Source organism: Thermoanaerobacterium sp. PSU-2, from assembly GCF_002102475.1.
In the GTDB taxonomy this organism is placed as follows: Bacteria; Bacillota; Thermoanaerobacteria; order Thermoanaerobacterales; family Thermoanaerobacteraceae; genus Thermoanaerobacterium.
The window spans coordinates 13,953-39,335 of the sequence record NZ_MSQD01000018.1 but is presented as its reverse complement, the minus strand read 5'-3'; the positions used below and the strand labels follow the sequence as shown (position 1 = coordinate 39,335).

The 25,383-nt window shown below is 34.2% G+C and carries 29 protein-coding genes and 1 pseudogene; 26 read left to right on the top strand and 4 right to left on the bottom strand.

The features are described from left to right. From BVF91_RS13635 to BVF91_RS11810, 7 genes and pseudogenes are all read left to right on the top strand, one after another. Positions 1-115 (top strand): annotated as a pseudogene (locus BVF91_RS13635) (3-methyl-2-oxobutanoate dehydrogenase subunit beta); the annotation flags it as partial. Beyond that, on the top strand, positions 115-864 hold the full coding sequence (locus BVF91_RS11835) for a thiamine pyrophosphate-dependent enzyme (RefSeq protein WP_085113601.1): 750 nt from the start codon (positions 115-117) through the stop codon (positions 862-864). The pseudogene BVF91_RS13635 and the gene BVF91_RS11835, both read left to right, overlap by 1 nt. 1 nt (position 865) lies before the next feature. After that, positions 866-1,417: a 2-oxoacid:ferredoxin oxidoreductase subunit gamma family protein gene (locus BVF91_RS11830; RefSeq protein WP_085113600.1), complete on the top strand. Its 552-nt coding sequence runs from the start codon at positions 866-868 to the stop codon at positions 1,415-1,417. A gap of 77 nt (positions 1,418-1,494) precedes the next feature. Next, a complete protein-coding gene (locus tag BVF91_RS11825; RefSeq protein WP_085113599.1) occupies positions 1,495-2,106 on the top strand; it encodes a lysophospholipid acyltransferase family protein in 612 nt (203 codons plus the stop codon). A 121-nt stretch (positions 2,107-2,227) separates the two neighbouring features. After that, a complete protein-coding gene (glmM, locus tag BVF91_RS11820) occupies positions 2,228-3,571 on the top strand; it encodes a phosphoglucosamine mutase (RefSeq protein WP_085113598.1) in 1,344 nt (447 codons plus the stop codon). Positions 3,572-3,841: 270 nt separating this feature from the next. After that, positions 3,842-5,668 carry a glutamine--fructose-6-phosphate transaminase (isomerizing) gene (gene glmS, locus BVF91_RS11815; protein ID WP_085113597.1) on the top strand — a complete coding sequence of 609 codons (1,827 nt, stop codon included), beginning with the start codon at positions 3,842-3,844 and terminating at the stop codon, positions 5,666-5,668. Between the two features lie 188 nt (positions 5,669-5,856). Further along, the gene (locus BVF91_RS11810; protein ID WP_240495886.1) at positions 5,857-6,258 is read left to right on the top strand and encodes a helix-turn-helix domain-containing protein; all 402 of its coding nucleotides are present in this window, start codon (positions 5,857-5,859) and stop codon (positions 6,256-6,258) included. 166 nt (positions 6,259-6,424) lie between these two features. Here BVF91_RS11810 and BVF91_RS11805 read toward each other — a convergent pair whose 3' ends face one another. Then, a complete protein-coding gene (locus BVF91_RS11805; protein WP_085113595.1) occupies positions 6,425-6,970 on the bottom strand; it encodes a GNAT family N-acetyltransferase in 546 nt (181 codons plus the stop codon). Positions 6,971-7,366: 396 nt separating this feature from the next. Between BVF91_RS11805 and BVF91_RS13415 the strand changes: the two genes are divergently transcribed. The 9 genes from BVF91_RS13415 to BVF91_RS11760 all read left to right on the top strand — a co-directional run bounded on the left by BVF91_RS13415 (position 7,367) and on the right by BVF91_RS11760 (position 12,320). Beyond that, positions 7,367-7,747 carry a DUF5680 domain-containing protein gene (locus tag BVF91_RS13415; protein ID WP_350353828.1) on the top strand — a complete coding sequence of 127 codons (381 nt, stop codon included), beginning with the start codon at positions 7,367-7,369 and terminating at the stop codon, positions 7,745-7,747. A gap of 57 nt (positions 7,748-7,804) precedes the next feature. Continuing rightward, positions 7,805-8,296 (top strand): GNAT family N-acetyltransferase, encoded by a 492-nt coding sequence (locus BVF91_RS11795; protein ID WP_085113594.1) that lies wholly within the window; start codon positions 7,805-7,807, stop codon positions 8,294-8,296. A 141-nt stretch (positions 8,297-8,437) separates the two neighbouring features. Beyond that, on the top strand, positions 8,438-8,950 hold the full coding sequence (locus BVF91_RS11790) for a GNAT family N-acetyltransferase (protein ID WP_085113593.1): 513 nt from the start codon (positions 8,438-8,440) through the stop codon (positions 8,948-8,950). A gap of 230 nt (positions 8,951-9,180) precedes the next feature. Further along, entirely contained in the window at positions 9,181-9,381 is a 201-nt protein-coding gene (locus tag BVF91_RS11785) for a helix-turn-helix transcriptional regulator (protein WP_085113592.1), read from the top strand. Then, entirely contained in the window at positions 9,381-9,614 is a 234-nt protein-coding gene (locus BVF91_RS11780; RefSeq protein WP_085113591.1) for a hypothetical protein, read from the top strand. Before BVF91_RS11785 ends, BVF91_RS11780 begins: the two co-directional genes overlap by 1 nt. Beyond that, positions 9,592-9,810 (top strand): hypothetical protein, encoded by a 219-nt coding sequence (locus BVF91_RS11775; protein WP_085113590.1) that lies wholly within the window; start codon positions 9,592-9,594, stop codon positions 9,808-9,810. The genes BVF91_RS11780 and BVF91_RS11775 overlap by 23 nt, the downstream gene beginning before the upstream one ends. A 111-nt stretch (positions 9,811-9,921) precedes the next feature. After that, entirely contained in the window at positions 9,922-10,386 is a 465-nt protein-coding gene (locus BVF91_RS11770) for a pyridoxamine 5'-phosphate oxidase family protein (RefSeq protein WP_085113589.1), read from the top strand. 214 nt (positions 10,387-10,600) lie between these two features. Continuing rightward, positions 10,601-11,716: a GNAT family N-acetyltransferase gene (locus BVF91_RS11765; RefSeq protein ID WP_085113588.1), complete on the top strand. Its 1,116-nt coding sequence runs from the start codon at positions 10,601-10,603 to the stop codon at positions 11,714-11,716. Positions 11,717-11,768: 52 nt separating this feature from the next. After that, a complete protein-coding gene (locus BVF91_RS11760) occupies positions 11,769-12,320 on the top strand; it encodes a GNAT family N-acetyltransferase (RefSeq protein ID WP_085113587.1) in 552 nt (183 codons plus the stop codon). A gap of 69 nt (positions 12,321-12,389) precedes the next feature. Here BVF91_RS11760 and BVF91_RS11755 read toward each other — a convergent pair whose 3' ends face one another. Continuing rightward, positions 12,390-12,809 (bottom strand): hemerythrin domain-containing protein, encoded by a 420-nt coding sequence (locus BVF91_RS11755; protein ID WP_085113586.1) that lies wholly within the window; start codon positions 12,807-12,809, stop codon positions 12,390-12,392. Positions 12,810-13,032: 223 nt separating this feature from the next. Here BVF91_RS11755 and BVF91_RS11750 point away from each other — a divergent pair, with 223 nt between their 5' ends. Next, complete coding sequence (locus BVF91_RS11750; protein ID WP_206199058.1) at positions 13,033-14,253, top strand: serine hydrolase; 1,221 nt, start codon at positions 13,033-13,035, stop codon at positions 14,251-14,253. Between the two features lie 23 nt (positions 14,254-14,276). Here the strand turns inward: BVF91_RS11750 and BVF91_RS11745 are convergent, their stop codons facing one another. After that, positions 14,277-15,080, bottom strand: coding sequence for a Cof-type HAD-IIB family hydrolase (locus tag BVF91_RS11745; protein ID WP_085113585.1), 804 nt, complete (start codon positions 15,078-15,080; stop codon positions 14,277-14,279). A 141-nt stretch (positions 15,081-15,221) separates the two neighbouring features. Here BVF91_RS11745 and BVF91_RS11740 point away from each other — a divergent pair, with 141 nt between their 5' ends. Continuing rightward, positions 15,222-15,617: a bacteriohemerythrin gene (locus BVF91_RS11740; protein ID WP_085113584.1), complete on the top strand. Its 396-nt coding sequence runs from the start codon at positions 15,222-15,224 to the stop codon at positions 15,615-15,617. 35 nt (positions 15,618-15,652) lie between these two features. Here BVF91_RS11740 and BVF91_RS11735 read toward each other — a convergent pair whose 3' ends face one another. Next, the gene (locus tag BVF91_RS11735) at positions 15,653-16,405 is read right to left on the bottom strand and encodes a DUF438 domain-containing protein (RefSeq protein WP_085113583.1); all 753 of its coding nucleotides are present in this window, start codon (positions 16,403-16,405) and stop codon (positions 15,653-15,655) included. Positions 16,406-16,559: 154 nt separating this feature from the next. On the opposite strand from BVF91_RS11735, the gene BVF91_RS11730 reads away from it, so the two are divergent. The 8 genes from BVF91_RS11730 (at position 16,560) to alr (ending at position 25,368) form a co-directional block, all read left to right on the top strand. Further along, entirely contained in the window at positions 16,560-16,847 is a 288-nt protein-coding gene (locus BVF91_RS11730; protein ID WP_168170214.1) for a DUF1294 domain-containing protein, read from the top strand. Between the two features lie 140 nt (positions 16,848-16,987). Further along, positions 16,988-19,207 (top strand): HelD family protein, encoded by a 2,220-nt coding sequence (locus BVF91_RS11725; protein WP_085113581.1) that lies wholly within the window; start codon positions 16,988-16,990, stop codon positions 19,205-19,207. Positions 19,208-19,270: 63 nt separating this feature from the next. Continuing rightward, positions 19,271-19,657: a secondary thiamine-phosphate synthase enzyme YjbQ gene (locus tag BVF91_RS11720; RefSeq protein ID WP_085113580.1), complete on the top strand. Its 387-nt coding sequence runs from the start codon at positions 19,271-19,273 to the stop codon at positions 19,655-19,657. Positions 19,658-19,677: 20 nt separating this feature from the next. Further along, positions 19,678-20,928 carry an ATP-binding protein gene (locus BVF91_RS11715; protein ID WP_085113579.1) on the top strand — a complete coding sequence of 417 codons (1,251 nt, stop codon included), beginning with the start codon at positions 19,678-19,680 and terminating at the stop codon, positions 20,926-20,928. A 296-nt stretch (positions 20,929-21,224) separates the two neighbouring features. Next, positions 21,225-21,587 carry a DUF6514 family protein gene (locus BVF91_RS11710; protein WP_085113578.1) on the top strand — a complete coding sequence of 121 codons (363 nt, stop codon included), beginning with the start codon at positions 21,225-21,227 and terminating at the stop codon, positions 21,585-21,587. A 77-nt stretch (positions 21,588-21,664) separates the two neighbouring features. Further along, entirely contained in the window at positions 21,665-23,191 is a 1,527-nt protein-coding gene (locus tag BVF91_RS11705) for an NAD(P)H-hydrate dehydratase (protein WP_085113577.1), read from the top strand. Between the two features lie 13 nt (positions 23,192-23,204). Beyond that, positions 23,205-24,188: a LolA family protein gene (locus BVF91_RS11700; protein ID WP_085113576.1), complete on the top strand. Its 984-nt coding sequence runs from the start codon at positions 23,205-23,207 to the stop codon at positions 24,186-24,188. Positions 24,189-24,201: 13 nt separating this feature from the next. Next, positions 24,202-25,368, top strand: a complete 1,167-nt coding sequence (gene alr, locus BVF91_RS11695; protein ID WP_085113575.1) for an alanine racemase — start codon at positions 24,202-24,204, stop codon at positions 25,366-25,368. The last annotated feature ends 15 nt before the right edge of the window (positions 25,369-25,383 follow it).

The window sequence follows — 25,383 nt, the reverse complement described above, 5'->3', positions numbered from 1 at the left end:
AAAATTAGCAGTCAACGGGCAAAAAGAAGTCCACTTCTACGGAAGAGCAGGAGGAATGGTACCAGAACCCATGGCCATATTAGAAGAAATCAAAAAAATAAGGGGGAAAAAATAATGGCAGTAGTATTTCAAAAAACAAAAGGACTAACAGACGCACCATTTCACTACTGTCCAGGCTGCACGCACGGCATAGTCCATAGACTTGTAGCAGAAGCAATGGAAGAATTAGGAGTATTAGACAAAGCAATAGGCGTAGCACCAGTAGGATGCGCCGTATTCGCCTACGAATACTTCAACTGCGACATGCAAGAAGCAGCCCATGGAAGAGCACCAGCAGTAGCAACAGGCATAAAAAGAGTACACCCCGACAAAATAGTATTCACATACCAAGGAGATGGAGACTTAGCAGCAATAGGAACAGCAGAAACAGTACATGCAGCAGCAAGAGGAGAAAACATAACAGTAATATTCATAAACAACGCCATATACGGCATGACAGGAGGCCAAATGGCACCAACATCACTGATAGGGCAAGAAACCCTCACAACCCCATACGGAAGAAAACCAGAAACAAACGGATACCCAATAAAAATGTGTGAAATGCTATCAACATTAGAAGGAGCAGCATACATCGAAAGAGTATCAGTGTATGACGTAAAACACGTATTAAACGCCAAAAAAGCAATCAAAAACGCATTTAAAGCCCAAATAGACAAAAAAGGATTTTCAATGATAGAAGTCCTGTCAAGCTGTCCAACAAACTGGGGCATGTCACCAAACGAAGCATTAAAATGGATAAAAGACAAGATGGAGCAATACTATCCATTAGGTGTATACAAAAACACCTTAGAGGAGGAAAAATAAAATGAATGAAAAGATAATATTTGCAGGATTTGGCGGACAGGGCATTATGTCGATGGGGCTTATAATGTCATATGCAGGAATGATGGATGGGAAAAACGTATCGTGGCTGCCGTCGTATGGACCAGAGATGAGAGGAGGCACAGCCAACTGCCATGTTACCATATCTGATGAACCAGTAGGCTCACCAATAATAAATGAGGCAACTGTAGTTGTTGCTATGAATAGGCCTTCTTTAGAAAAGTATGAGCAAGATATTGTAAAAGGTGGATTGCTGCTTATAAATAGTTCGTTGATTACTATAGAACACAAAAGAAGGGATATTGAAGTATACAGAATTCCCACAAATGATATTGCAAATCAACTGGGAAATCTCAAAGTGGCTAATTCAATCATGATTGGGGCTTTGATTGGTTTAAAAAACATGATCAGTGAGGCTGCTATTAAAACTGCGTTTGGCAAGGTTTTTGAAGGCAAAGAAAATCTCATACCTCTAAATATAAAAGCATACGAAAGAGGCAAAGAATTTATAGCTTCTCAGCTTGTGGTAAGATAAAAACCTCCCATTGTGGAGGTTTCATTTTTAAAGAACTTTTTTTTCTGTTTTATCTATTATAGTTATAGGTGGTATGAATGATTCTGTACTATTTTATTAAGGTCATTACTTTAGCGATTATATCCCTATTTTTTGGACTCAGCGTAGATTTGTTAGGCGATTTGCCGGATGGACCATGTATATTTGTGGCTAATCACAAAAGCATATTAGATCCGATAGCGCTTATGGACGCCATCGATAGAAGAGTTTTTTTCATAGCCAGCAAGGATTTGTATAAGATACCTATTTTGAATTTGATTTTAAACGCCTTAGAAGCAATTCCTATCAAAAAAAATTCTGCAGATGTAAACGCAATAAAGGAAGCCATCAAGATGCTTGATGATGGGAGATCTATCGCTTTGTTTCCAGAGGGGGGAATATCACTTGACAAAAGCGTAATAAAAATTTACAAAGGTGCCATGTATATCTCATGCAAAACAGGATACCCAATTGTGCCTGTAGGTATAAGCGGAACTGATGTTGTATTGCCTATGGGAGAGTACTTTCCACATGCAGGAAGGATTTCTGTAACGATAGGCAAAAGCATATACCCAGATGTATCGATGGATAAAGGCGATTGCTTGGATAAGATGGCTCATGAAGTGGTAAATTCATTAAATAGCCTTATAAATAATCGGAATTTAAAATAGCTGTGAGGGATTGTGCTAAATTATTCATAGAATTAAGCATACCTACGGTAAATTGCATTGGATCTATTAGTGTGATAAAATATTATCGTATGATTTTTTGATACTGAAAGGAATGGATTTTATGGCTAGATTATTTGGCACAGATGGTGTAAGAGGGATTGCCAACAAAGATCTTACGCCACAACTTGCGTTTGAGCTTGGAAGAGCTGGTGCGTATGTTTTGACGGAATGTTCAAGAAGGCCAAAAATTTTAATAGGGCGTGACAGCAGAGTATCTGGAGATATGCTAAAAAGCGCATTGACGGCAGGACTTACGTCTGTTGGAGCAGAAGTCATAGATGCTGGTATCATACCTACACCTGCTGTTGCATATTTGACAAGACATTATAAATTAGATGCTGGTGTGGTCATTTCAGCGTCACATAATCCTGTTGAATACAATGGCATCAAATTTTTTAATAAAGATGGATATAAGCTTCCTGATGAAGTAGAAGACAAAATAGAGAAGATAATAAATGAAAAAAGCCAGTTGCCAACACCTACAGGATTGGATGTTGGAAATGTAGTGGAAAGTGAGAGCGCACAGAGGGATTACATTGAATTTTTGAAATCTACTATAGATTGTGATTTAAAGGGACTTAGAGTGGTTTTAGATTGTGCGTATGGAGCAAGCAGCACAGTTGCACCTATACTTTTTCACGAATTAGGGGCAGACGTGATATTATACGGTTCACATCCAAACGGAGAAAAAATAAATGTCAAATGTGGATCTACAAATCCGAAAGTGCTTCAGGAGATTGTAGCTGGAACGGGTGCTGATGTAGGGTTTGCTTTCGATGGCGATGCAGACAGGCTTATTGCAGTTGATGAAAATGGTGATGTTGTAGACGGAGACCACATAATGGCTATGTGTGGTATACATCTTAAAAATACAGGGAAACTAAATAAAAACACAGTTGTCGTCACGGTTATGAGCAATATAGGATTAGACATAGCATTAAAGCAAAATGGCATAGATGTGGTAAAGACAAAAGTTGGAGATAGATATGTCTTAGAGGAAATGGTGAAAAATGGATACTCAATAGGCGGTGAACAGTCGGGACACATAATTTTCCTCGATCACAACACAACAGGCGATGGCGAGATAACCGCTTTAAAAGTGGCTGAATTGCTCGTTAAAAGCGGCAAAAAGATGTCACAATTGGCCAATGTCATGGTTTCATATCCGCAAGTTTTGATAAATGCAAAAGTAAAAAATGAGCTGAAATATAAATACATGGACGATGAAGACATAGCAAGAGAGATAGAAAAACTTGAAGAAGAGATGAAAGGAGAAGGTCGAGTCCTTATAAGACCTTCAGGGACAGAACCATTAGTAAGAGTGATGGTAGAAGGCAAAGATCAAGAGAAGATAGAATCAATGGCCAGAGAATTGGCAAATTTGATTGAAAAGAAGTTAGGATAATGCATGATTAATAAAGGAGGTATTATTACTTCCTTATTAATATTATTAAATACTTTGAAAGGGGGAATGCCCATGAAACACACAACTGAATAAAAGCGCCTGGGCTTAGGGGAAACTCTAAGTTGACGAGGACAGGGTTAATCGAGTTATCGGCGGATGCCCTGCGGCTTCCTGCGGTCGATAAAAAACCGGGAAAACCATGGGTGACCATTGGCATAGAGCGGTTTGAGCAGGGTAACTTAATAAAAATACTGAGAGGAGACATTTACTATGTGTGGAATTGTTGGATATATTGGTGATGAACAGGCGACACCAATATTAGTAGAAGGACTTAAAAAGTTGGAGTACAGAGGATATGACTCAGCAGGAATAGCTGTGATAAATGATGGCAATATAAATATAAAAAAGGCAAAAGGTAGAATAAGCCAGCTTGAAGAATCGTTGAAAAAAGAGAATCTTTTTGGTTCTATTGGAATTGGCCATACCAGATGGGCAACACATGGAGAACCATCTGATATAAATTCACATCCACACCTGTCACAATCGGGTATAATAGCTGTCGTTCACAATGGCATAATCGAGAATTATCTGCCGCTTAAAAAGAGACTTATAGAAGAAGGTTACACATTTAAGTCAGAAACAGATACAGAAGTGGTGGCAAATCTTCTCGAGTACTATTACAATGGAGATATTGTGGAAGCTGTCATGAAAGTTCTTGACAGAATTGATGGTTCGTATGCACTTGGAGTGTTGTCAAAGGATCATCCAGACATGATTGTGGCAGCCAAGAAAGACGCTCCACTTATCGTAGGACTTGGCGATGGAGAAAATTATATTGCATCAGATATACCAGCAATACTGAAATACACCAGAAAAGTTTACTTCCTTGATGATAAAGAAATTGCGATAATAAAAAAGGACAGCATCAAAGTCATAGATGCATTTGGAAAAGATGTTGAAAAATCTGTGTTTGAGGTAAAATGGGATGTAGAATCAGCAGAAAAAGGCGGCTATGAGCATTTCATGTTGAAAGAAATCCACGAACAGCCAAACGCTATAAAAGACACATTAAGAGGACGTATAGTCAACGACAACGAAATAGTTTTGGATAAGGTAAATATAACAAAAGATGAAATAGATAAAATCGATAAGATATTCATAGTCGCTTGTGGAACGGCATACCATGCTGGTGTAGTAGGTAAATATGTGATTGAAAAGTTTGCCAGGATACCAGTAGAAGTCGACATAGCATCAGAATTCAGGTACAGAGAACCTATTATAAACGAAAAGACATTGACGATAGTAGTCAGTCAATCAGGTGAAACTGCAGATACTATTGCTGCTTTAAAAGAAGCCAAAAGAAATGGCTCAAGAGTTATAGCAATTACAAATGTTGTAGGTAGCTCCATATCAAGAGAAGCTGATGATGTCATATACACTTGGGCGGGACCTGAAATTGCCGTTGCGTCTACAAAAGCTTATACGACACAGCTTGTAGCATTGTATCTGATCGCATTGGATTTAGCACTCAAAAAAGGAACAATAGATAAAGAATACGCTAAAGCTATATGCGATGAATTAAAGCAGCTACCAGATAAAGCAAAACACATACTGGATTATAAAGATGAGCTTCAAGAATTTGCGTCAAATCATTTTAATTCAAAAGATGTCTTCTATTTAGGAAGAGGTCTTGACTATGCTGTCGCAATGGAAGGATCACTAAAGCTAAAAGAAATATCATATATACACTCAGAAGCTTATGCGGCAGGCGAGTTGAAGCATGGCACATTGGCTCTTATTGAAGATGGCACATTAGTCATAGCGTTAGCAACTCAAGAACACCTTTTTGAAAAGATGTTAAGCAATATAAGAGAAGTTACAACGAGAGGCGGATACGTCCTTGCTTTTGCGATGGAAGGCAACAACCAATTAGAGGGCATAGTCGAAAAAGTCCTTTATATACCAAAGACTATGGAAGAAGTCGCACCGATAATAACGGTAATACCGCTGCAGCTTTTAGCATACTACATGGCAGTAGAAAAAGGCTGTGATGTCGACAAACCAAGAAATCTCGCAAAGAGCGTGACAGTTGAATAAAAATAAATTTTCTCCATGATAATAAAGTTTATTCCAAAACCTCGCAGTGGACATAGGGTAACATTTGTCTTACTGCGGGGTTTACTTTTTATCAGGAATAAAGTATAAGGTGTTGAGGGCTGTGTAGATGAAGTTTATTTTAATATAATTTGTGTTAATAAATTTATTTAATGTATAATAATGTTATATTGAACTATAAAAGGGAGAGTGATTATACCATGTTAAAAGATAAGGCATTGCCATTTTCTATTATTTGCTTGTCAATATCTATTATTATAAGTGCTGTTATCATTGCAAATGGAATGAGAAGCAATGGAGATTATGTTGGTACTGGTTTGTCTGATATGTCTCAAGGATTAAGTAATATCGTAAATAATATGTACAATAACAATGCTAATGTTGTTTACACAAGAAATACTTATGACTTATCTACAGCATCTTCATATTTAGGAATTGAGGAAAGTAAATTATTAGACATTGTTAACGAAAAAGATTCAGGTATACCATATATCAAAATAGGTAATGATTATATATTTAGCAAAAGTGCATTAGATAAGTGGTTAGAAACAGCGAGAGTTGAAATAAAATAGTATGGTAGTTTTAACAATAAGACTTTTATAAGATTTAAAAAATGATTGATGAAGATATATAATAAGCATACGATGACGGGTATATGTGATAAAAATGGAGTTAGTAAAAAATCATGGCGGAAATGTGGTAAAAACTCTTGCTGGTGCCATGATTTTTTTGTTGACCTTAATCGATTTTATCATTATTCGCGCAATTAAAATTGTTGTTTATAATAGGTGCACCTTTTGATATAAACAATTGTATAGGGCCTACCCAATTATCATCATTTTGATAAATTTCACGATAATTGCCTTTTGTGTATTCAGAGATGACTTTTCTCCAGAAGTTTTGTGCAGGAATGTTTTGTTCAATTTGGGCTACACTCCAATAGCCTGGAAACATATCAAAAACTTTTTGAGCAACTGTTTTGCCGATTCCTTGTCTTCTGTATTTTCTCATAATAAAAAACTCCGAAATGCAGTGAGTAATAGTATTATCGGTGTTTATAAGATCCCTTACAAGGACAAAGCCAGCCAATTTGCCATTAACTCTTATTATGAAAGGATAACGGTTATTTTCAGTCCAGTAGTGATCCAGATATTTATACCCGAATAATCCGTGCTCATTAATATCACTACCGTCAAATTCGCTAAAGTCATATTGGTATAATTCCAATAAATTTCGGAGTATAGATTTTTCTTCAATTGTAGCTTTTTTAATCTCAATATTCATTTATTATATTCCCACCTTGTCTTTCGATACTTTTTTTAAAAATATTTTAACATAAAATAGATGAATGTTCTAGGTTATGATTAAACATGGTTAAATCGTTGACATATGGTATAATATGATTAACATGTATTTTTGAGGTAAAAACAAGAAGTTTGGATTTAACAAAAGCGTATCATAATTAAGTTATAAAAAAAATTAATGCAATGCCATTAAATATTAGATTATTTATGGTTTTTCTGTGTAATTAACAATTAATCTGGAGCTTACTTATAATATTTATAGTTTTAGCAGCATTGAGTATTATTACAGTGATTATAAAAAGAGTAAAGAAATAGAGCGAGAATAAATAGGAAGGGTGGTATAGTGAACTGTACAGAATTGGCTTTGAAATGATTTCTGGTCAGAGCAAAAAAGAATACATATGCTGGAGATGGGGCTATTTCTGTATCTTCGAGACCGAACTCAAAGGATTTATATTATGGTGAAGGTAATTTACTGTACATAGACTCTTACTTTGGAAGTGATGATTTTATTGGTGAAGAAGTGGTATTTGAAAACCAGAAGCCCATATGGGGGATGAATTACTACGGGAAGATGCTTGTTGACGAAATCTCGTCAGGATTCAGCAAATGCTTGAAAAGTGCGTTAAAGGCAGTGCTTGTTGAAAACCCATTTAGAGGACCTTCTTTATTTGAACAGGATAAGTATGTTTATAAATGTTCATGGCATGGAGATATAGCTGAGTTTGATGGAAATGAAGCAATATACTTTAATTAAAAGATTAATTGCGCGATTTTCTCAAATAATTATTACAAATAAAATAGGGGTGAGTTTATGAATAAAGGAATATATTTAGAAAAATTTACATCTATGGATTTTGATAAATATTTTAAGTTGGTTAGTAATGAAAGAGTAATGGCTATGATTACGGGAAGGGCTATTTCTTTAGATGAAGCAGTAAAAAGGTATAATTCAGTTTTGAGTAATAATAAATTGCATAATTTATTTGGCAATTTTAAAGTAATGGAAATTTCAACTAATAAATTTATTGGGTCTGCTTTGCTAAAAGTAAAAGAACGGAGTTCTACAGAAGCAGAACTTGGTTATATGTTATTGCCTGATTATTGGGGTAAAGGGATTGGTAGTGAAATTGCTAAGTTATTAATTGATAAAGCAAAGGAAAGTAAGCAAATAAATAAAATTATAGCGATTATAGACCCCAATAACATTGCTTCCAGGAAAATATTAATTAAGAATGGATTTACCACACATATGATATGCGAAATGGATGGATTGCCTGGAGAAATATTAAGCATGAAAATCTAGATGATATCGTTAAAAACTCCTGCAATGAAAAAGCAGGAAAGTTGAAGCAAAAAACGATATCTGTTGAATAAAAATCAAGGGTATGAGTCGAATTTAGTGACAAAACTTTTGACAATACTATGCTGTAGGAGGGCCTAAAGAATGAGTGAATTAATCGATACAAAGCTTGAAAAGTTTAAATTAAGATTTGCGAGGAAAAAAGATGTGGCGTTAGTTTTAAGCTTTATCAAAGAGCTGGCTGAATATGAAAATATGTTGCATGAGGTTGTGGCGACGGAGAAATTATTGGAAGAATCATTGTTTGACCGTAAAGTCGCAGAAGTTATTATCGGTGAGTATGAGGATAAACCTATAGGATTTGCATTATTCTTTTATAATTTTTCCACTTTTTTAGGTGGGCCGGGGATATACTTAGAAGATCTGTATATAAAGCCTGAGATGAGAGGTAAAGGACTTGGTAAAATAATGCTGTCATTTTTGGCAAAGCTTGCTGTAGAAAGAAATTGTGGCAGACTTGAATGGAGCTGCCTTGATTGGAATGAACCATCTATTAAATTTTATAAACGGTTAGGGGCAGTTCCAATGGATGAGTGGACTGTGTATAGAGTAAATGACAAAACCTTGGCTGATTTGGCAAAAAGCTTTGATGATTAAATTAAAATTTGTGATGCGTTTTAGTTGGGAATATTGTCTTCGTCAATAAGTTTTTAAAGAGCAGGGAAATCGTGAGAAATACGATGGGACTGCTTTTTTGTTTGTACATGGGAATAAAACATCAAGAAGTTATTTTTTATTTAAGGATGTAAAGTCAGCTTGACATTCGGCAAATGAAGCGATAAAATAAAAATGTAAAGTGAACTTTCCATAAGAGGAAGTGATAATTTGTGAAAAACAGGCTGGAAGAAATACGAAGACAGCGTGGCATTAAACAAGAAGAACTTGCAGAAGCGTTAAAAGTGTCAAGACAGACGATAAGTTCTCTTGAGAATGGGCGATATAATCCTTCAATCATATTGGCATTTAGGATAGCCCGATATTTTGATATGCAGATTGAAGATATTTTTATTTATGATGAGGAAGAATAATGGATAGAAAATTGTCGTATTTATCTACCGCGGTAGTAGAATTGGTACTATTATTTTTAGGAGGTTTTGTATTTACAAAAGAAGAGTTAAAAATGGTTTCAGGTTTATGTATTGGCTTAGGTTCTGTAATATTGGTGTTTGGGGTTGGCAATTTGTTGCGTTCTTTTATAATATCAGCAACGGAAGAAGAAAGAATAAAGAATAAAGAGATTGATAGAGATAGAGGTAAATGATGAACGCAATACAAGAATCAGAGAAAAGGTTGGTTATATGACAAGCAAAATTATGAATTATGTGATTTTAGTTTTGGTTATGGCATTAGGATTTATGAATGTTAATAAAATGGTTTTAATCATGGTTGCTTCACTACTTTTAATAGAACTTGCATTGGTTATCTTCTTTTCAAATTATTTTTCAAAGAGAATGTAAAAAATAAGCTATAATTTCATTCTCTTTAATTTTTTTTATTTAGATTTTTTATAATAAAGTTTAGTGTATAATGATAAAAGAATACTATTTAATTATGGGGGAAAGCAGAAAATGTTTAAGGAAATGAGAAGAAAAGATAGATCTATTGATGACGAACAGGCTATTGAACTGTTAAGAAAAGGACAATATGGAGTGTTATCTACAGTATGTGAAAATGGATATGCCTATGGAGTTCCTCTAAACTACATATACCATGAAGGAAACATTTATTTTCATTGTGCTGCTGAAGGAAGCAAGTTGGACAATATTGTTTATAACAATAAAGTTTCTTTTTGTGTGGTTGGCAATACTGAACCAATACCTGATAAGTTTAGTTATAGGTATGAGAGTGTAATAGTGTTTGGACGTGCGGTGGAAGTATATGATAAGGAAAAGGAGGATGCATTGGTTGCGCTAATTCAAAAATACTCTGGCGAGTTTATGGAGAAAGGGATGGAATACATACGAAAGAGTGGTATTAAGGCAAAAGTCATTAAAATTAATATTGAGCATTTGACAGGAAAGGCAAGGCAGTAAATAAAGGTAAATTTTTGTTCAGTGATAATCATTTTAAGTATAATGATATAGATGAAAAAATCAATTCAAACTAATTCCATAATTAAATTTACGCGAAAAAATTTTGTGAAAATTGACTCAAGAAATTGTGTTAAAAGTGAAAATATAGGTATCAATTTTATTTAAGGGTCTATATAAAAATTTTAAGAAAAGTAAATGAGATTGGGGTATAACTATGGAGATAAAGTTTTACAGGATAGGTGAATTAAGCAATAGTCAGTTTAATTTTGCTGTTATATTCGCTACTTATAAAGGAAAATGGATATTTGTAAGGCATGAGGACAAAAATACATGGGAAGTGCCTGGCGGTCACAGAGAAAAGAATGAAGATATTAATGTAACTGCTTCAAGGGAGCTATTTGAGGAAACAGGGGCGTTAAAATACAAAATTGAGCCCGTATGTGATTACTCTGTTACCATGGATGAGATAACTACATCTGGGAGATTGCTTTATGCAAAAGTAAATGAAATGGGGCCTTTGCCAGATAGCGAGATATGCGAAGTAAGCTTTTTTAAAATGATGCCTGATAATCTTACTTATGCGGATGTACAGCCGATACTTCTAAGAAAGGTATTAGATTTTTTAAGTGGCAAGGTATTAAAACTGCTTGAAAAAGACAAAACAAGGAACATTAATATCATCAACTTTATTAGAAATTATCCTATTTATATCATTGAATCAGTTGGAGATTCAGTACTTGTTAGAGGAATAAGCGATGAAGATTGGGTTTATATTAGCAGCAAATCCTATGATGAGTTCTTTCAACTTATTGAGGGGTTGGATGAGGAGGATAAATGTTTTGCAGTCATTGAGGACTGGATGCTCTCATATATTGTGAAAAACAGGAAAATAAAGTCCCGACTTACAAGTGTTAAACTAGTCTATGATTCTAATGTACCACTGCCGACCGTAAAATCACATGTTGTTGACTTATCAATTGCAGATGCTCCATATATATTCGAGAATTCCAAGTATAAAGAGTATATATCAATTGAATATATTGAAGATAGGATAAAAAATGGCATTGGTCTTGGCATCTATGAAGATGAAAAGTTGGTGGCATGGGCGATTACACATGATGATGGAGCCATAGGTTTTTTGAATGTATTGGAAGATTACAGAAGGAAAGGATATGGCATGGATGTAACTGTTGCAATGATAAAGAGGCTTCTGGAACTTGGCCAATTTCCATTTGTACATATTGAAGAAGATAATGTAAAGTCTATGAACTTGGCATTAAAAGCAGGATTTAGAAAGGATAGGAGGGTACATTGGATAAAATTAAATTAGGATTGGATGCTTCATGTGCATAAAATCATAAAGAAGAATGGAGAAGTTGTATATGGAAAAAGTCTATGAAACAGAAAGGTTGATGTTAAGAATACTGGATAAAACTTATGCGGAATTAGTATTAGATTACTATTTGAGAAATAGGACTTTTTTACAGAAGTGGGAACCTTTAAGAGATGAGAAGTTTTACACAAAGGAGTATCAGCAGGAAAATCTGGAAAAGGAATTGACAGGCATCGAAAATAATGATTTGCTTAGAATGTGGATATTTAAAAAGAATGATGACAGAAAAATAATCGGTACAGTATGTTTTAACAACATCGTAAAAGGCGCATTCTTATCATGTCATTTGGGGTACAAATTAGACAAAGATGAAATCAATAATGGTTATATGACTGAAGCGGTTAAAAGAGGAATTGATATAATTTTTGACGATTTTAAGCTGCACAGAATTGAGGCAAACATCATGCCAAAAAATAAGCCATCATTAAAAGTAGTCGAAAAATTGGGATTTTACAATGAAGGAATAGCATATAAGTATCTGAAAATTAATGGTAAATGGGAAGACCATGTACACATGGTTTTATTAAACGACAATGTATGATATTAAAAAGCCTCAGAAATGTTATTGGTATGTTTCTGAGGCTTTTAATACGTAATATTATTTTATTATTCAGTTTATTTTCTCTATAAGCGGATACAAATAATTATCTTCTTTATTTATCCTATCAGACATAAGTTTAAGGATTCTATTGACTTCTTCTATGAAAGATTCACCATTTTCACGGATCTTAGAAGGAATGTTGTATTTTTTTACGAAACTTACAAACAGTTCATTTATATTGCCCATTTTGTCGTGAAATGATTTAGCTGTATTTTTTATGTCTTCATGACTACTGGAAATAAGACTTGGATATAAAAATTCGTCTTCGGACATCATGTGTATTTTAGACTTACCAGCTAAATTGTTTATGTTGTATGCGATGTCTCCGGCGACATCATCTAATTTACCTCTTTTTAACAGAGTGTGTATGTTGTTTATAATTTCCAACATCTCACTATGTTGTCTTTTAAGCATTGACAAATTATTCAATTATCTCACATCCTTTTTTGTGTATATTGCATGCTCACTTAAAAATACCATATATGCGACTTGCATGTCAAGCTATAAAGCCTTCCGCCTTGTGATTGATTGATATATTATGGAAATCAAGGTTCGTATATACTAATGACATATAAATATATATATTATATAATATACCGGAAAGGGGGAATGCAGTTTGCGCAAGATTAAAATGTTATTTTTATATCTATTAATGTTGAGCATGGTCTTCGTGCCTGTCATATCATACGGTGATAGCGGACTTCCACAATTTCAGTTTGGTTCAAGGCTTTTATACACTGGGACTTACGGTACTGATGTATCGGAGCTACAAAGCATATTAAATAGCATTGGATTTAGCACGGGTGCTATTGATGGTGTTTTTGGCAACAACACATTAAATGGGGTGTTGGCTTTTCAAAAAGCAGAAAACTTGGTTGCAGACGGGATTGTAGGGCCTAATACTTACAATGCTATTCAAAATGCTTCGTGGGAAAATCCAGTCGTCTATTATGTACAACCAAATGACAATATCTATTTTATAGCGAAGAAATACGGGACATCTGTTCAAGATATTCTGGATGAAAACGGATTGAGTGACAACGCATCTTTATATGTTGGCGAGAAGCTGCTTATACCACATCCGCCAGTGACAGTACCGCAACAGCTTGACAATGCTTCTAATTATCAGGAACTTAAAGAAAATATTGAGACACTGCTTAGCCAGCATACGGGAAATTACGGAGTATACTTCATAGACTTAAACTCTGGCGAGACTTTTGATATAAATGGTTATGGATCCTTTATTGCCGCCAGCACATATAAAGTTCCTCTAAATTTTTATGTGTATACACTTATAACCGAAGGGAAATTAGATCCAAATATGGAAGTACAGTATACATCACAAGATTATGAAGGCGGGTCTGGCTCTATACAGTATGATCCTGTTGGAACTTATTATACAATTAGGGAACTTTCAAAAAAATCTATAGAAGAAAGCGACAATATAGCATCAAATATGTTGATGAGAGTTGTAGGATATGACAATTATTTGAATTTCATAGAAAGTTTAGGTGCTTATGTTGTGCCATATTCAGATAATGTCACATCTCCAAGGGATTTAAGCATCTACATGGAGGATATATTAAATTATGCAAATGCGCACAGCAGCACGGCAGGAGAGCTTCTAAGTTATCTTGAAAATACTATTTATAACGATAGGATCTCATATCCTTTGCCAAGCAATATAACTGTTGCTCATAAAATTGGAAATCTATCAAATGTAGTAAATGATACAGCTATTGTTTTTTATACGCAAAAACCGTATATTTTGACCATCATGGGCAACAATGTAGATGGATCTGATAATTCGGATGCCTATACTGTAATAAGGGAAATATCGAAGATGGTATATGACTTCCAGGTCAGTCATTAAAAAAGCCGGGATTACCGGCTTTTTTAAAACTCATCGCGTATGATTTTTTCTATTACATCGCTGACACCATCTTCTAAATTGGATTTTGCTACATAGTTGGCGTTTCTTTTTATGGCGTCATCAGCGTTTCCCATGGCAACGCCAAATCCTGCTTTGATTATCATTTCTTTGTCATTGTCTTGATCGCCTATTGCTACAACCTGATTAATGTCTACATTGAGAATATCACATAATTTTATGAGTGCGGATCCTTTTGTAATGCCATAAGGGAGAATTTCTATAAAATATTCGTCTGACTGTACGCACGTAAAAGGCTCGTTTGATGATTGCCTTATTTCGTCTACAAGCTCTAAAGATGTGTCCCTATTTCCTCTGAAAAGCACCTTTATAATTTTATCAAGTTTGCTGAGATCTTCGATTAAATCGCATTTTACGTGCTCTGTTTCCATGTATGATTTGATGAAATCGGATATCTTATTTATGTATATGCCGTCTATACTGTATACAAGAATGTCTACATCGTATTTTCCTTCTTGCCATTTTTTCGCTATAAGCTTGTATAAATCGTCAGAGAGATAATTTTCATGCAGTATTTTTTTATTTATGTGATCGTATATTACACATCCGTTAAAAAGTATGACAGGCACATCAATATCAAGTTCTTTTATGTATGGAGTCGCTGATATGATGCCTCTACCTGTTGCCAATGTGAAAATACCTCTCATATTGCGAAACTTTTTTACACTATTTTTCGTGACTTCAGAGATCTTTTTTTTGTCGTCTAACAAAGTCCCATCTGCGTCTGCTACAACCATTTTGTATTTCATATGATCACCCCAAATAATATTTACACCGTATCTATTATACAATTTTTTTGATTTTAAGACTACTGAAAAATTTTTTATGAGATATTGTTCGCAAATCGTATATATGTTAAAATTATAAAAAAATTATGGGGAGGAGATTGAATGATAACTTGGAAAGAAGATTTTAGGCTTGGCATTGACGAGATAGACAAGCAGCATAAGCGACTTTTTGATATTGCAAATGAAGCGTACGATTTATTGAAGAATGAATTTGCCATTGATAAATACGATCACATTGTAGACATAATAAAAGAGTTGAAGGACTATACGATTTACCATTTTGACTATGAAGAAGGCTACATGAAAAGCATAGGCTTTAAAAAGTTGCTTTCACATAAAGTGCTGCACGATGACTTTAAAGAGAAGATTAACAACATAGATTTAGATAAGATAGATCAAAATCAAGACGAGTACATAAAAGATATTTTAAACTTTTTGGTGGATTGGATTGAAAAGCACATATTGAAAGACGATAGGTTATATGCAGAAAAGCAATAAAAAAACAAGGTGGCGTGGTAATGCCACCTTGTAAATTACTTTAATGGTGTAAATGGGCAGTATCCTATTTCATCGCATCTATTTTTCATGTCAGCCCATAGTTTATCATCTTCAATTGCCTCATAGGCCGTGGGATATAGGATGTAATTTTCTTTAAAGATATGATCTCTCATGTTGAATACGATGTAGTTTGATAGTTCTTTCACTCTGTCTTTAAAATCTGCAAAATCGATGTAGTCGATGTTGCTTGCAAGCTCTACCAAACTTCTTTTTCTCAATCGTATCTCGTCATGCTCAAGACGCATTATCCTTGTTGGACCTGTTATACCCAGTTTTTCCAGTTCAGGGAACAATACGTCTTCTTCTCTTTTGTGGTGCTTTTCGGCGCTTAAAATGCCTTCTGCAGTTTCTTTTAAATCTGATAACAAGGCTCTGTCTTCCTGTGGTGACGACATTTTCTGTATCTTTATGTTTAAAAGCTCTAATTTGTCAAGTAGCTTTAGTATTTCATCGTGTTCTAATATAAGTGTTTGCAACACGTGATCGTCAGGCAAAGACTCTTTCAATCCGTTTAGCTGTCCTTCCAGCATCTCCATGTGAACCGAACAAAGCCCTCTTAACTCTTCTGCTTGCATTCCTTCATCAACTAATTTTTGCTCTGCTAAAGATAATTCTTCGGCAGTAAGGTCTTCTATCAATTCTCTTGCTTCGCTTTTTACCGTCTCAGGATCTTCGCTATTGTTAAGCCTTTTAAGTACGTCAGCTAGTTTATCAACTCTATTTTCCATGATATACATCCTCCTTTTTCTATTTCCAGTATACAAAAGACTACATCAAAATACTGTGATTTAAATCACAGTATTTTGATAGGAATAAAATTTTTATTCATTTTATTTTTTTGTAGTTTTGTTTTAAAATAAAATTAAACTTAAAAAAAGGCGGATGAATATTGTGAAAGTATTTTGGTTAATTATCTTTGTGTGGAATATCATTACGTTTGCCACTATGGGTGTAGACAAGTACAAAGCCACTCATGGAAAGTGGAGGATTAAAGAAAGAACTCTTTTTCTTTTGTCATTTTTGTTGGGAGGTATAGGCGTTTTTTGTGGTATGTACATATTTCACCATAAGACAAAGCACATAAGCTTCAAGGTTTTAGTACCCTTGGCGGTATTTACAAATGCAATGTCTATATACTTTTTGTACAAGATTTTAAACATCAATCATTAAGGAAAGATATTTTATATGCTAACATGTAATTCACATTGACAACAATTGAATTTCAGTTATTAACAAACTTATCCACAATATCCACAGAAAATATATCAACATTAACATTAATAATCGAAGTCTTAAAAGGGAGTGGTAAAATGCGAACCAATGATTATCAATTGGAGTTTGAATACCTTAATAGGACTATCGGTTTTATCGAGAATGAAATATACAGATTGAAACAAATGCTCATGATAGAGGGCACAAATATAAAGCAGTTGAGAGAAGATGTTTTGCAATATGCGCCTAATACACCTGACAATTTTGATAGATTAGTAGAGGTGAATCCATATATAAATGAGCTTAAAAGACATATTGTGTACTACAATGAGATTTTAAGAAATCTTAAATCATTGAATAAAATGGCTAGTTCTCCTTATTTCGGTAGATTTGATTTTATAGAAAGCGGTTCAGATTTATTGGAAAAAATATATATAGGGCTTAAAACTTTGAGAGATCCGAATACATTCGATATTATCGTATACGATTGGAGAGCGCCTATATCAAGTGTGTTTTACAGGTTTGAAAAGGGCAGAGCCTTTTACGAAGCTCCAGACGGAATTATAGAAGGAGATGTAGTGCTAAAGCGGCAGTACAAGATTGAAGATAAGAAGTTAAAATATTACTTTGATTGCAATATAGTAATAGATGACGAAATTTTGAGAGAAGCCTTAGGGCGTAATTCTACAGCAAAGATGAGGACAATTGTTGAAACTATTCAAAAAGAACAAGATAAGGTAATAAGAGATGTAGATGGAGATGTTTTAGTAGTTCAAGGTGTTGCAGGAAGCGGGAAGACATCCATAGCACTGCATAGGATAGCCTATTTGCTTTATTTTGAAAGAGATAAAAATTTAAAGAAAGATGACATACTCATAATTTCGCCCAATAAAATTTTTAGTCAATACATAAAAAATGTGCTGCCAGAATTAGGTGAAGAAAATGTAAATGAAATTATCTTTGAGGACTTTGTAAAAAATGCCATAGGAGATGTAGTACATGTTGAGGAAAGGTCCGATTATGTAGAAAGGCTTTCGTCGTGTGAAGACAAAGTCATGTTGGATTCTGCAAGGCTTAAAAATTCTTCGGAATTTATTGCGGTTTTAGACAGACTTTTATCATATTATGAGAGGAATGTGATAGAGTTTAAAGATGTGTATTACGATGGCAAAGTGGTGTACAGCAGGCATGATTTAAAGAATGAATTTTTAAATGACAAGATGAACCGACCAATGAAAAAAAGACTTGAAAGAATAGAGATGAAGATATTTGATAAGATCCATTATCTTAGAAAAGGAAGGCTTTCTAAAATTGAAAGGTTTGTTGAAGATCGCAAAGGACATGAATTTGAAATAAAGGCATACAGCCGCCTTTTGTCCATAAAAGAAATGAGGAGGATTAAAAAGCAATTAAATAGTTTCACAGATGTAAATTTCTTATATGTTTACAGATTGCTGTTTTCTGATAAAGATTTGTTTAAAAGGCTTTCATACGGACTAAACATAGATTTATCTGAAAATTTTTTTAAGATAGCTGAATTGACTTGTAAAAACATAGATGATGGAAAAGTATATTACGAAGATATCGGACCGTTATTATATTTGAAGTACAAGGTGGAGGGATTTAAGTCTCGCAAAAAAATAAAACACGTTGTGATAGATGAAGCACAAGATTATTCACAGATTTTTTATAAAATATTTAATTTGATGTTTTATGATGCTAAATTCACTGTATTGGGAGATGTGAACCAAACACTTGACAGAGGAATAAATGAGGCTTTTTACGATCTTATTGATGAAGTTTTTGCCAAAAGGAAAATAAAAAAGTTTTTCATAGAAAATAGTTACAGATCTACTTATGAGATAAATGAATTTTCTATTGGATTGCTTAAACATCCTCCAAAGATAATGCCGTTTGAAAGGCATGGCGATAAACCACAATTGGTCCGCAAATATAGTTTTGAAGAAATATGCATAAATATAGCAAATAATGCTTCGGAACTTTTTGCAGATGGGTATAAGACGATTGGCGTCATTGCAAAGACAAAAGATGAAGCGAATAAAGTCTACGGCACAATGAAGAATTTTATCAATGTGAAACTTTTAAACTCAAAAGACGACGAAGTGATAGAAGGTGTAAACATAATTACGCCTTATGAGGCTAAAGGTTTAGAATTCGACGTTGCGTTTGTCTTTAATGCATCGAATGAAAATTACAAAACCGAATACGACAGAAATCTTTTGTACATTGCATGTACGCGAGCGCTGCATAGGCTTATAATATATTCTTTGGGAGATTTCTGTAAGTTTATAGGATGAATTTTATTTTCATAAATAAATTTGTTATAATTTTATAAAATAATTCGGAAGGCAGGTGGTTCTATGGAAGTTATTAAAATTGATACGCCCGCAAGAGAGGCTATTATCGATATAACTGATGAAGTGAGAAAAATCGTAAAAGCGAGCGGAATAAAGGATGGCATTTGCTTCATCCATGTGCCACACACTACTGCAGGTGTGACGATAAACGAAAATGCTGATCCCGATGTGAAAGAGGATATATTGAGAGGTCTTAATGAAATCATTCCTCAAATAAGATTTAAGCACTTAGAAGGCAATTCAGATGCTCACATAAAATCTGTCTTGGTAGGGACAAGCATTAATTTGATGATAGAAAATGGGGATATACAGTTAGGCACATGGCAAGGCGTATACTTCTGTGAATTTGATGGTCCAAGGCATAGAAAAGTGTACGTTAAAATAGTGTAAGGATAAGGGGGATAATTGTTGTGACCAAAGAGCATATATCTAAGTTGACAGAAGATTTAAAGAATATCATTATATACAAAAATATAATGAAAGATGCTACAGTAGACAAAGCCATAAAAATTTTAAATTTACTTGTCAGTGAAAAAGTGGATGAAGGCAAAGTCTATGAGCTGTACAGCGATTTATTTTCGGATTTATCGAATTATGCTGTGGAAAATAATGTGTATTCTGAGGTTTGGAAATCGAAAATAGATGAATTAGCAAGAGTTGATGAAAATATATTTAGCATGTTAACTGAGAAATTTGGACAAGATTCCATTGATGAAACATTGAAGATGGCTGCAAAAAGAGAGCTTGAATACTTAAAAAGATTTTCGGAAGTGGATTTTGCGGATTGCCTTAGAAAGTGTTTGAAATTTAATGTGATTTCGTGGGAACATCTTTTAGAATCATCTGAAAGGCATAGACAATATTTGGTAGACTGCAATAACGCTGATGATGTAGCAAAATACTATAGAGAAAATGGCTGTGGCATATATGGAGTGTATAGAGCATTTAGATGGCTTGATGGGAAGATTGTTGGTGTAGAAAATCCCGATCCTATTGAATTTGAAGATTTGGTAGGATATGAAAATGAGCATAGAATCGTCATAGATAACACAGATAGGTTTCTGAGAGGTTTGCCAGCCTCAAACATTTTGCTTTATGGAGATAGAGGAACTGGCAAATCCTCAACTGTAAAGGCTGTATTGAATATGTACTATAAAAGAGGTCTTAGGCTTATTGAGGTAAGTCGCCAAGATCTTTTGGATTTAAACAAAATTATAAGTGTCATAAGCAAAAGAGGCCTTAGGTTTATTCTGTTTTTGGATGATTTATCGTTTGAAGAAAATGAGACTGAATATAAAATTCTAAAATCAACACTTGAAGGCGGTATAGAGAAGCTTCCTACCAATGTTTTAATATATGCTACTTCAAATAGAAGGCACATGATAAAAGAGTATTTAACTGATAATGTACAAAGTGAAATTCATTCATTAGATACAAAGCAAGAAAAACTTTCATTGGCAGATAGGTTCGGAATAACTGTTACTTTCCAATCACCTGGCAAAGAAGAATATTTAAAGATAGTCGAATCTTTAGCTCAAAAATATCATATTGATTTAGACAGAGATACATTGATAAGAGAATCGATGAGATGGAGCTCTTGGCATAATGGCATGTCACCAAGAACCGCCAGACAATTTATCGATCATTTGAGAACTTGCTGATGGGATTTCAAAATCCCTTTATTTTTTTATTTTTTTGCAAAAAAATTTTCGACATAATTCGCCTTTATTCAATAAAAAATAAACCAGTTTTATGATCATAAAACCGTACAATCGGCTATTTGTGTGGCGTTAAATGTTTACAAGTGGAACATTATATCATTTTCTGTCGATAAAAAATATTCTAAAAAAAAGAAGGATTTTTGAGGGATAAATAGAATATTATAATAGAATTTTTACTTTAATAGTAAATTTTTGATAAAAATTCAAAGCTTAGAACGAATTAAGGGGGTAAAATTATGTATTACAAAAGAGTAAGCGAGTACGTATCGACAATAAACTATGGTGACAAGACGATAGTGAGGAAATACGCTGTAGTAAAATCAGAGGTAAAAGTATTTAATGGCGGCGAAAATGTTGATGTGCCGTCGTACGGAATCGAAATTGCGGAGCAGATAACTGAGAAGGGTATAGTGAAGGAAGAGCTTGGTGATGTAGTAGTTCATGTAAGTCCATACAAAGACAAAGTGGAAGATATGGCAAAGAGATTTTGCATCGATGACTTGTCACCGCTGCATTTGTCAGACATAATGGATGATTTATATTATCAATACATAGATGATTACGATGAATACGCAAAAGAATGCAAAATTGCAATATGAGGGCTTAAAGCCTTCTTTTTTTATTGCAGCTTTAAGTTTATAATAACATTAATAGAACGATAACGGAGATGATGTTTATGAAGATCGTATCAAATGGAGAAATGAGAGAAATAGAATCTATAGCCATAAATTCTCTTGGAATACCGTCTATGTGCCTTATGGAAAATGCCGGCCGCGTTGTGGCAGAACATGGTGCGGAATACCTGATTAGTTGCAATAGAAATAATGTGGTGATTATGTGCGGTAAAGGAAATAATGGCGGAGATGGCTTTGTTGCTGCAAGATACCTTTTCAACAGAGGCTTTGATGTGAAGGTCTTTGTAGTATCAAGTATAGGATTGATTTCTGGTGATGCAAAGAAAAACCTCGACATAATAATCAATATGGGGATTTACGTGGCAGAAATCCTTCAAAAAGAGCAACTAAAATTTCTTGAAAAGAGCATCAAAGAATCTGATTTAGTCATAGATGCGCTATATGGAACAGGTCTCGACAGAGAAGTGTCAGGTATAAGCAAAGACATCATAGACATTGTGAATGGATCTGGCAAATACGTCATATCTGTCGATATACCATCAGGAATAAATGGTGACAATGGTAAGGTAGAAGGCTGTGCGGTAAAAGCAAATGCTACGGTAACTATGCAGTTTATGAAAAAGGGGATTGCTGTATATCCGGGTGTAGATTATGCTGGGAAAGTGGTTGTGGCCGACATAGGCATACCGAATAATTTAGTCGACAATATTAAGTGCAGATACAATATGATTTCACAGTACGATGTTGTATTGCCTAAAAGATATAAGAATACCCATAAAGGAGATTATGGCAAGCTTTTGATTGTAGCTGGTTCAAAAGACATGACTGGTGCAGCAGCTTTGTGCGCTATGAGCGCAATAAAGACAGGATGTGGCATAGTTAAATTAGCTGTGCCAAAGGCTATACAAGGAATTATGCAAAGCAGTTTGAAAGAAATTATAACGTATGGATTGGATGACAAAGATGGAGCATTTTATTTAGGTTCAGTTGGCGAAGTATTAAAGTTGGCGAATACTGTCGATGCTGTGGCGATAGGGCCTGGGCTTACAAATAGCTCCAATGTAAAAGAGTTTGTAAAAGAAGTCATATTAAAGCTTGAAAAACCATTAGTTCTTGATGCTGATGCATTGAATGCTATATCTGATTCAGTGGATATGATAATCGGCAAAGATGTAATTTTGACACCACATATGGGCGAGATGTCGAGATTATTAGGAGTTTCTGTTGATGATATAAATAATAATATATACGCAACTGTTGAAAAGTTCATTTCAAAGTATAAAGCGACACTTGTTCTTAAAAGTTCAAGAACAGTAATAGGAAACGATACTGAAGGCATATATATTAATTGTACAGGGAATCCGGGTATGGCTACGGCAGGCTCTGGAGATGTCTTGACCGGCATGATATCGTCATTTTTGGTTCAGGGATTAAAAGGGGTAAAAGCGGCCATTTACGGAGTTTACTACCATGGAAAAGCAGGTGATATGGCTTCAGAAAAGTATGGAGAATACGGACTTACTGCGACAAACATACTTGAATATATTCCATATGCAATGAAAATGTAAAGAGGTGATGTGATTGAGGAGACTTTTGTTTGTGCTATTGCTTATATTGACAATTTTTTTGTCAGGATGCATAAAAAAGTCTCACTTAGATGTGCCTTCAAATGTAAAAAAAGCAATTCAAAGTTTAAAAAGTTATACTTCAGATGTTGAAGTTCAGCTTAATAATAATAAAAATATAAAGAGATATACCATGAAGCAGTTTCATAAAAATGGAAAGTACCGCATGGAAATATACGATGAGTCTAATAAACCTGATAAAGTCATCGTGTACGACGGCAATAGGAGTTACGTGTATTTTTCAAAAATAAATCAGACATTTATAGAGGATGATAGCGAAAACATACCTGCATATTCCATGTTTTCATCATTTATAGATAATTTTAAAAAAGCCGGCGAGATAAAAGAAAGTGAAGACGGCGAATTTTATCAAATCGATGTTCCTATTTTAAACGGGAATACTTTTATGTACAGTGAATCGGTTGAATTTTCGAAAAAAGATTATAAACCGGTATCTATGAAGATTTACGACATAAATGGGAAGGTTTTTGCTGAGATGAAGTACGCAAATTTCGTGTATAATCCAGAGTTAGATGATGGCCTTTTTGCCGAAAAAGATATTTCTACATTCAGCAGGTACTTCCGCACTGATATTAACATGTCTGTAGATATAAAAGATGTATATAAATACTCAGGCATAAACCCAGTATTTCCTGGATACATTCCTAAAGGGTATACTCTTGAAAATATAAGTGTAGATTTGTCAAATAATAATTCAATTAATTTAACATATTTAAACGGTAATGATATAATAAAAATTGTTGAAAGTGTTAGCGCTTTTGATGGGAAAGGCTTTGATAAAGGGCGCATTGGAAATACTATTTATTATAAAAGAGGGAATAGATATATTTTAGATAGAAATGGTCTCATTGTTGATTTGATGATTAATGAAAAAATAAGTTCTGACGAAGCACTGATGATTTTAAATTCTTTAATTTGATTTGGAGGTAATTATGCTTAATTTGTATAGACCAACATGGGCAGAAGTTAATTTGGATAATATAATTCACAACTACAAAGAGATAAGAAAAATCACTGATAAAAATGCTGGCATAATGGCAGTAGTCAAGGCGAATGCCTATGGGCATGGTTCGTATGAAGTGTCGAAGGAATTGATAAATTGTGGTGTAGATTATCTGGCTGTTGCAACAATAGACGAGGCTCTGGAACTAAGAGAGCAGGGTATATCAAAGCCAATACTCATTTTAGGATATACTCCAGCAAAGTTTGCTGATGTGATTGTAAAGCACGATATTACTCAGACAGCATTTGAGCTAAGTTACGTAAAAGAGGTAGCAAAGGTGGCTCAAAAGCTTGGCAAAGATGCTAAGATTCATGTTAAGATAGATACAGGGATGGGTCGCATCGGCTACAATGACATGAATAAAGCTTATGAGGAGATTTTATCCATGTCAAATCTTGCTGGAATCAACATTGAAGGCATATTTAGCCATTTTTCGTCATCAGACGAAAAAGACAAGGAGTACACGTTAAGGCAGCTTGAAATTTTTTTAAGTCTTATAGAAAGGCTTAAAATGTCTGGTATATACATTCCTATTAGGCACATAGCAAACAGTGCTGCAATATTAGACATGCCTGAAACACACCTTGACATGGTAAGACCGGGGATTATACTTTATGGAAGTTTTCCTTCAACTGAAGTCAATAAAAAAATTGATTTACGTCCCACTATATCATTAAGATCGAAAGTCGTCTATGTTAAAGATGTGGGTGAAGGAGAATATATAAGCTACAACAGAACGTATAGGACAAACAGAAAAAGCCGCATAGCTACTTTGCCTATAGGGTATGCAGATGGCTTAAATAGGCTTTTATCAAATAATCACAATGTCATAATAAATGGCAAATATGCTCCTATAGTTGGTAAAATATGCATGGATCAATGTATGGTTGATGTGACAGAGATTGAAGATGTTAAGGAAGGAGATATTGCTACTATTATGGGAGAAGCAGATGGCAAATTCATAAGCGCTGATGAAATTGCAAATAAATTAAAAACTATTTCTTATGAAGTATATTGTGGAATATCCAGACGGGTACCAAGAATATATATATTTAATGGAGAGATAACAAAAGTAGAAAATTATTTAAAATGTTAAATATAATATTATGTA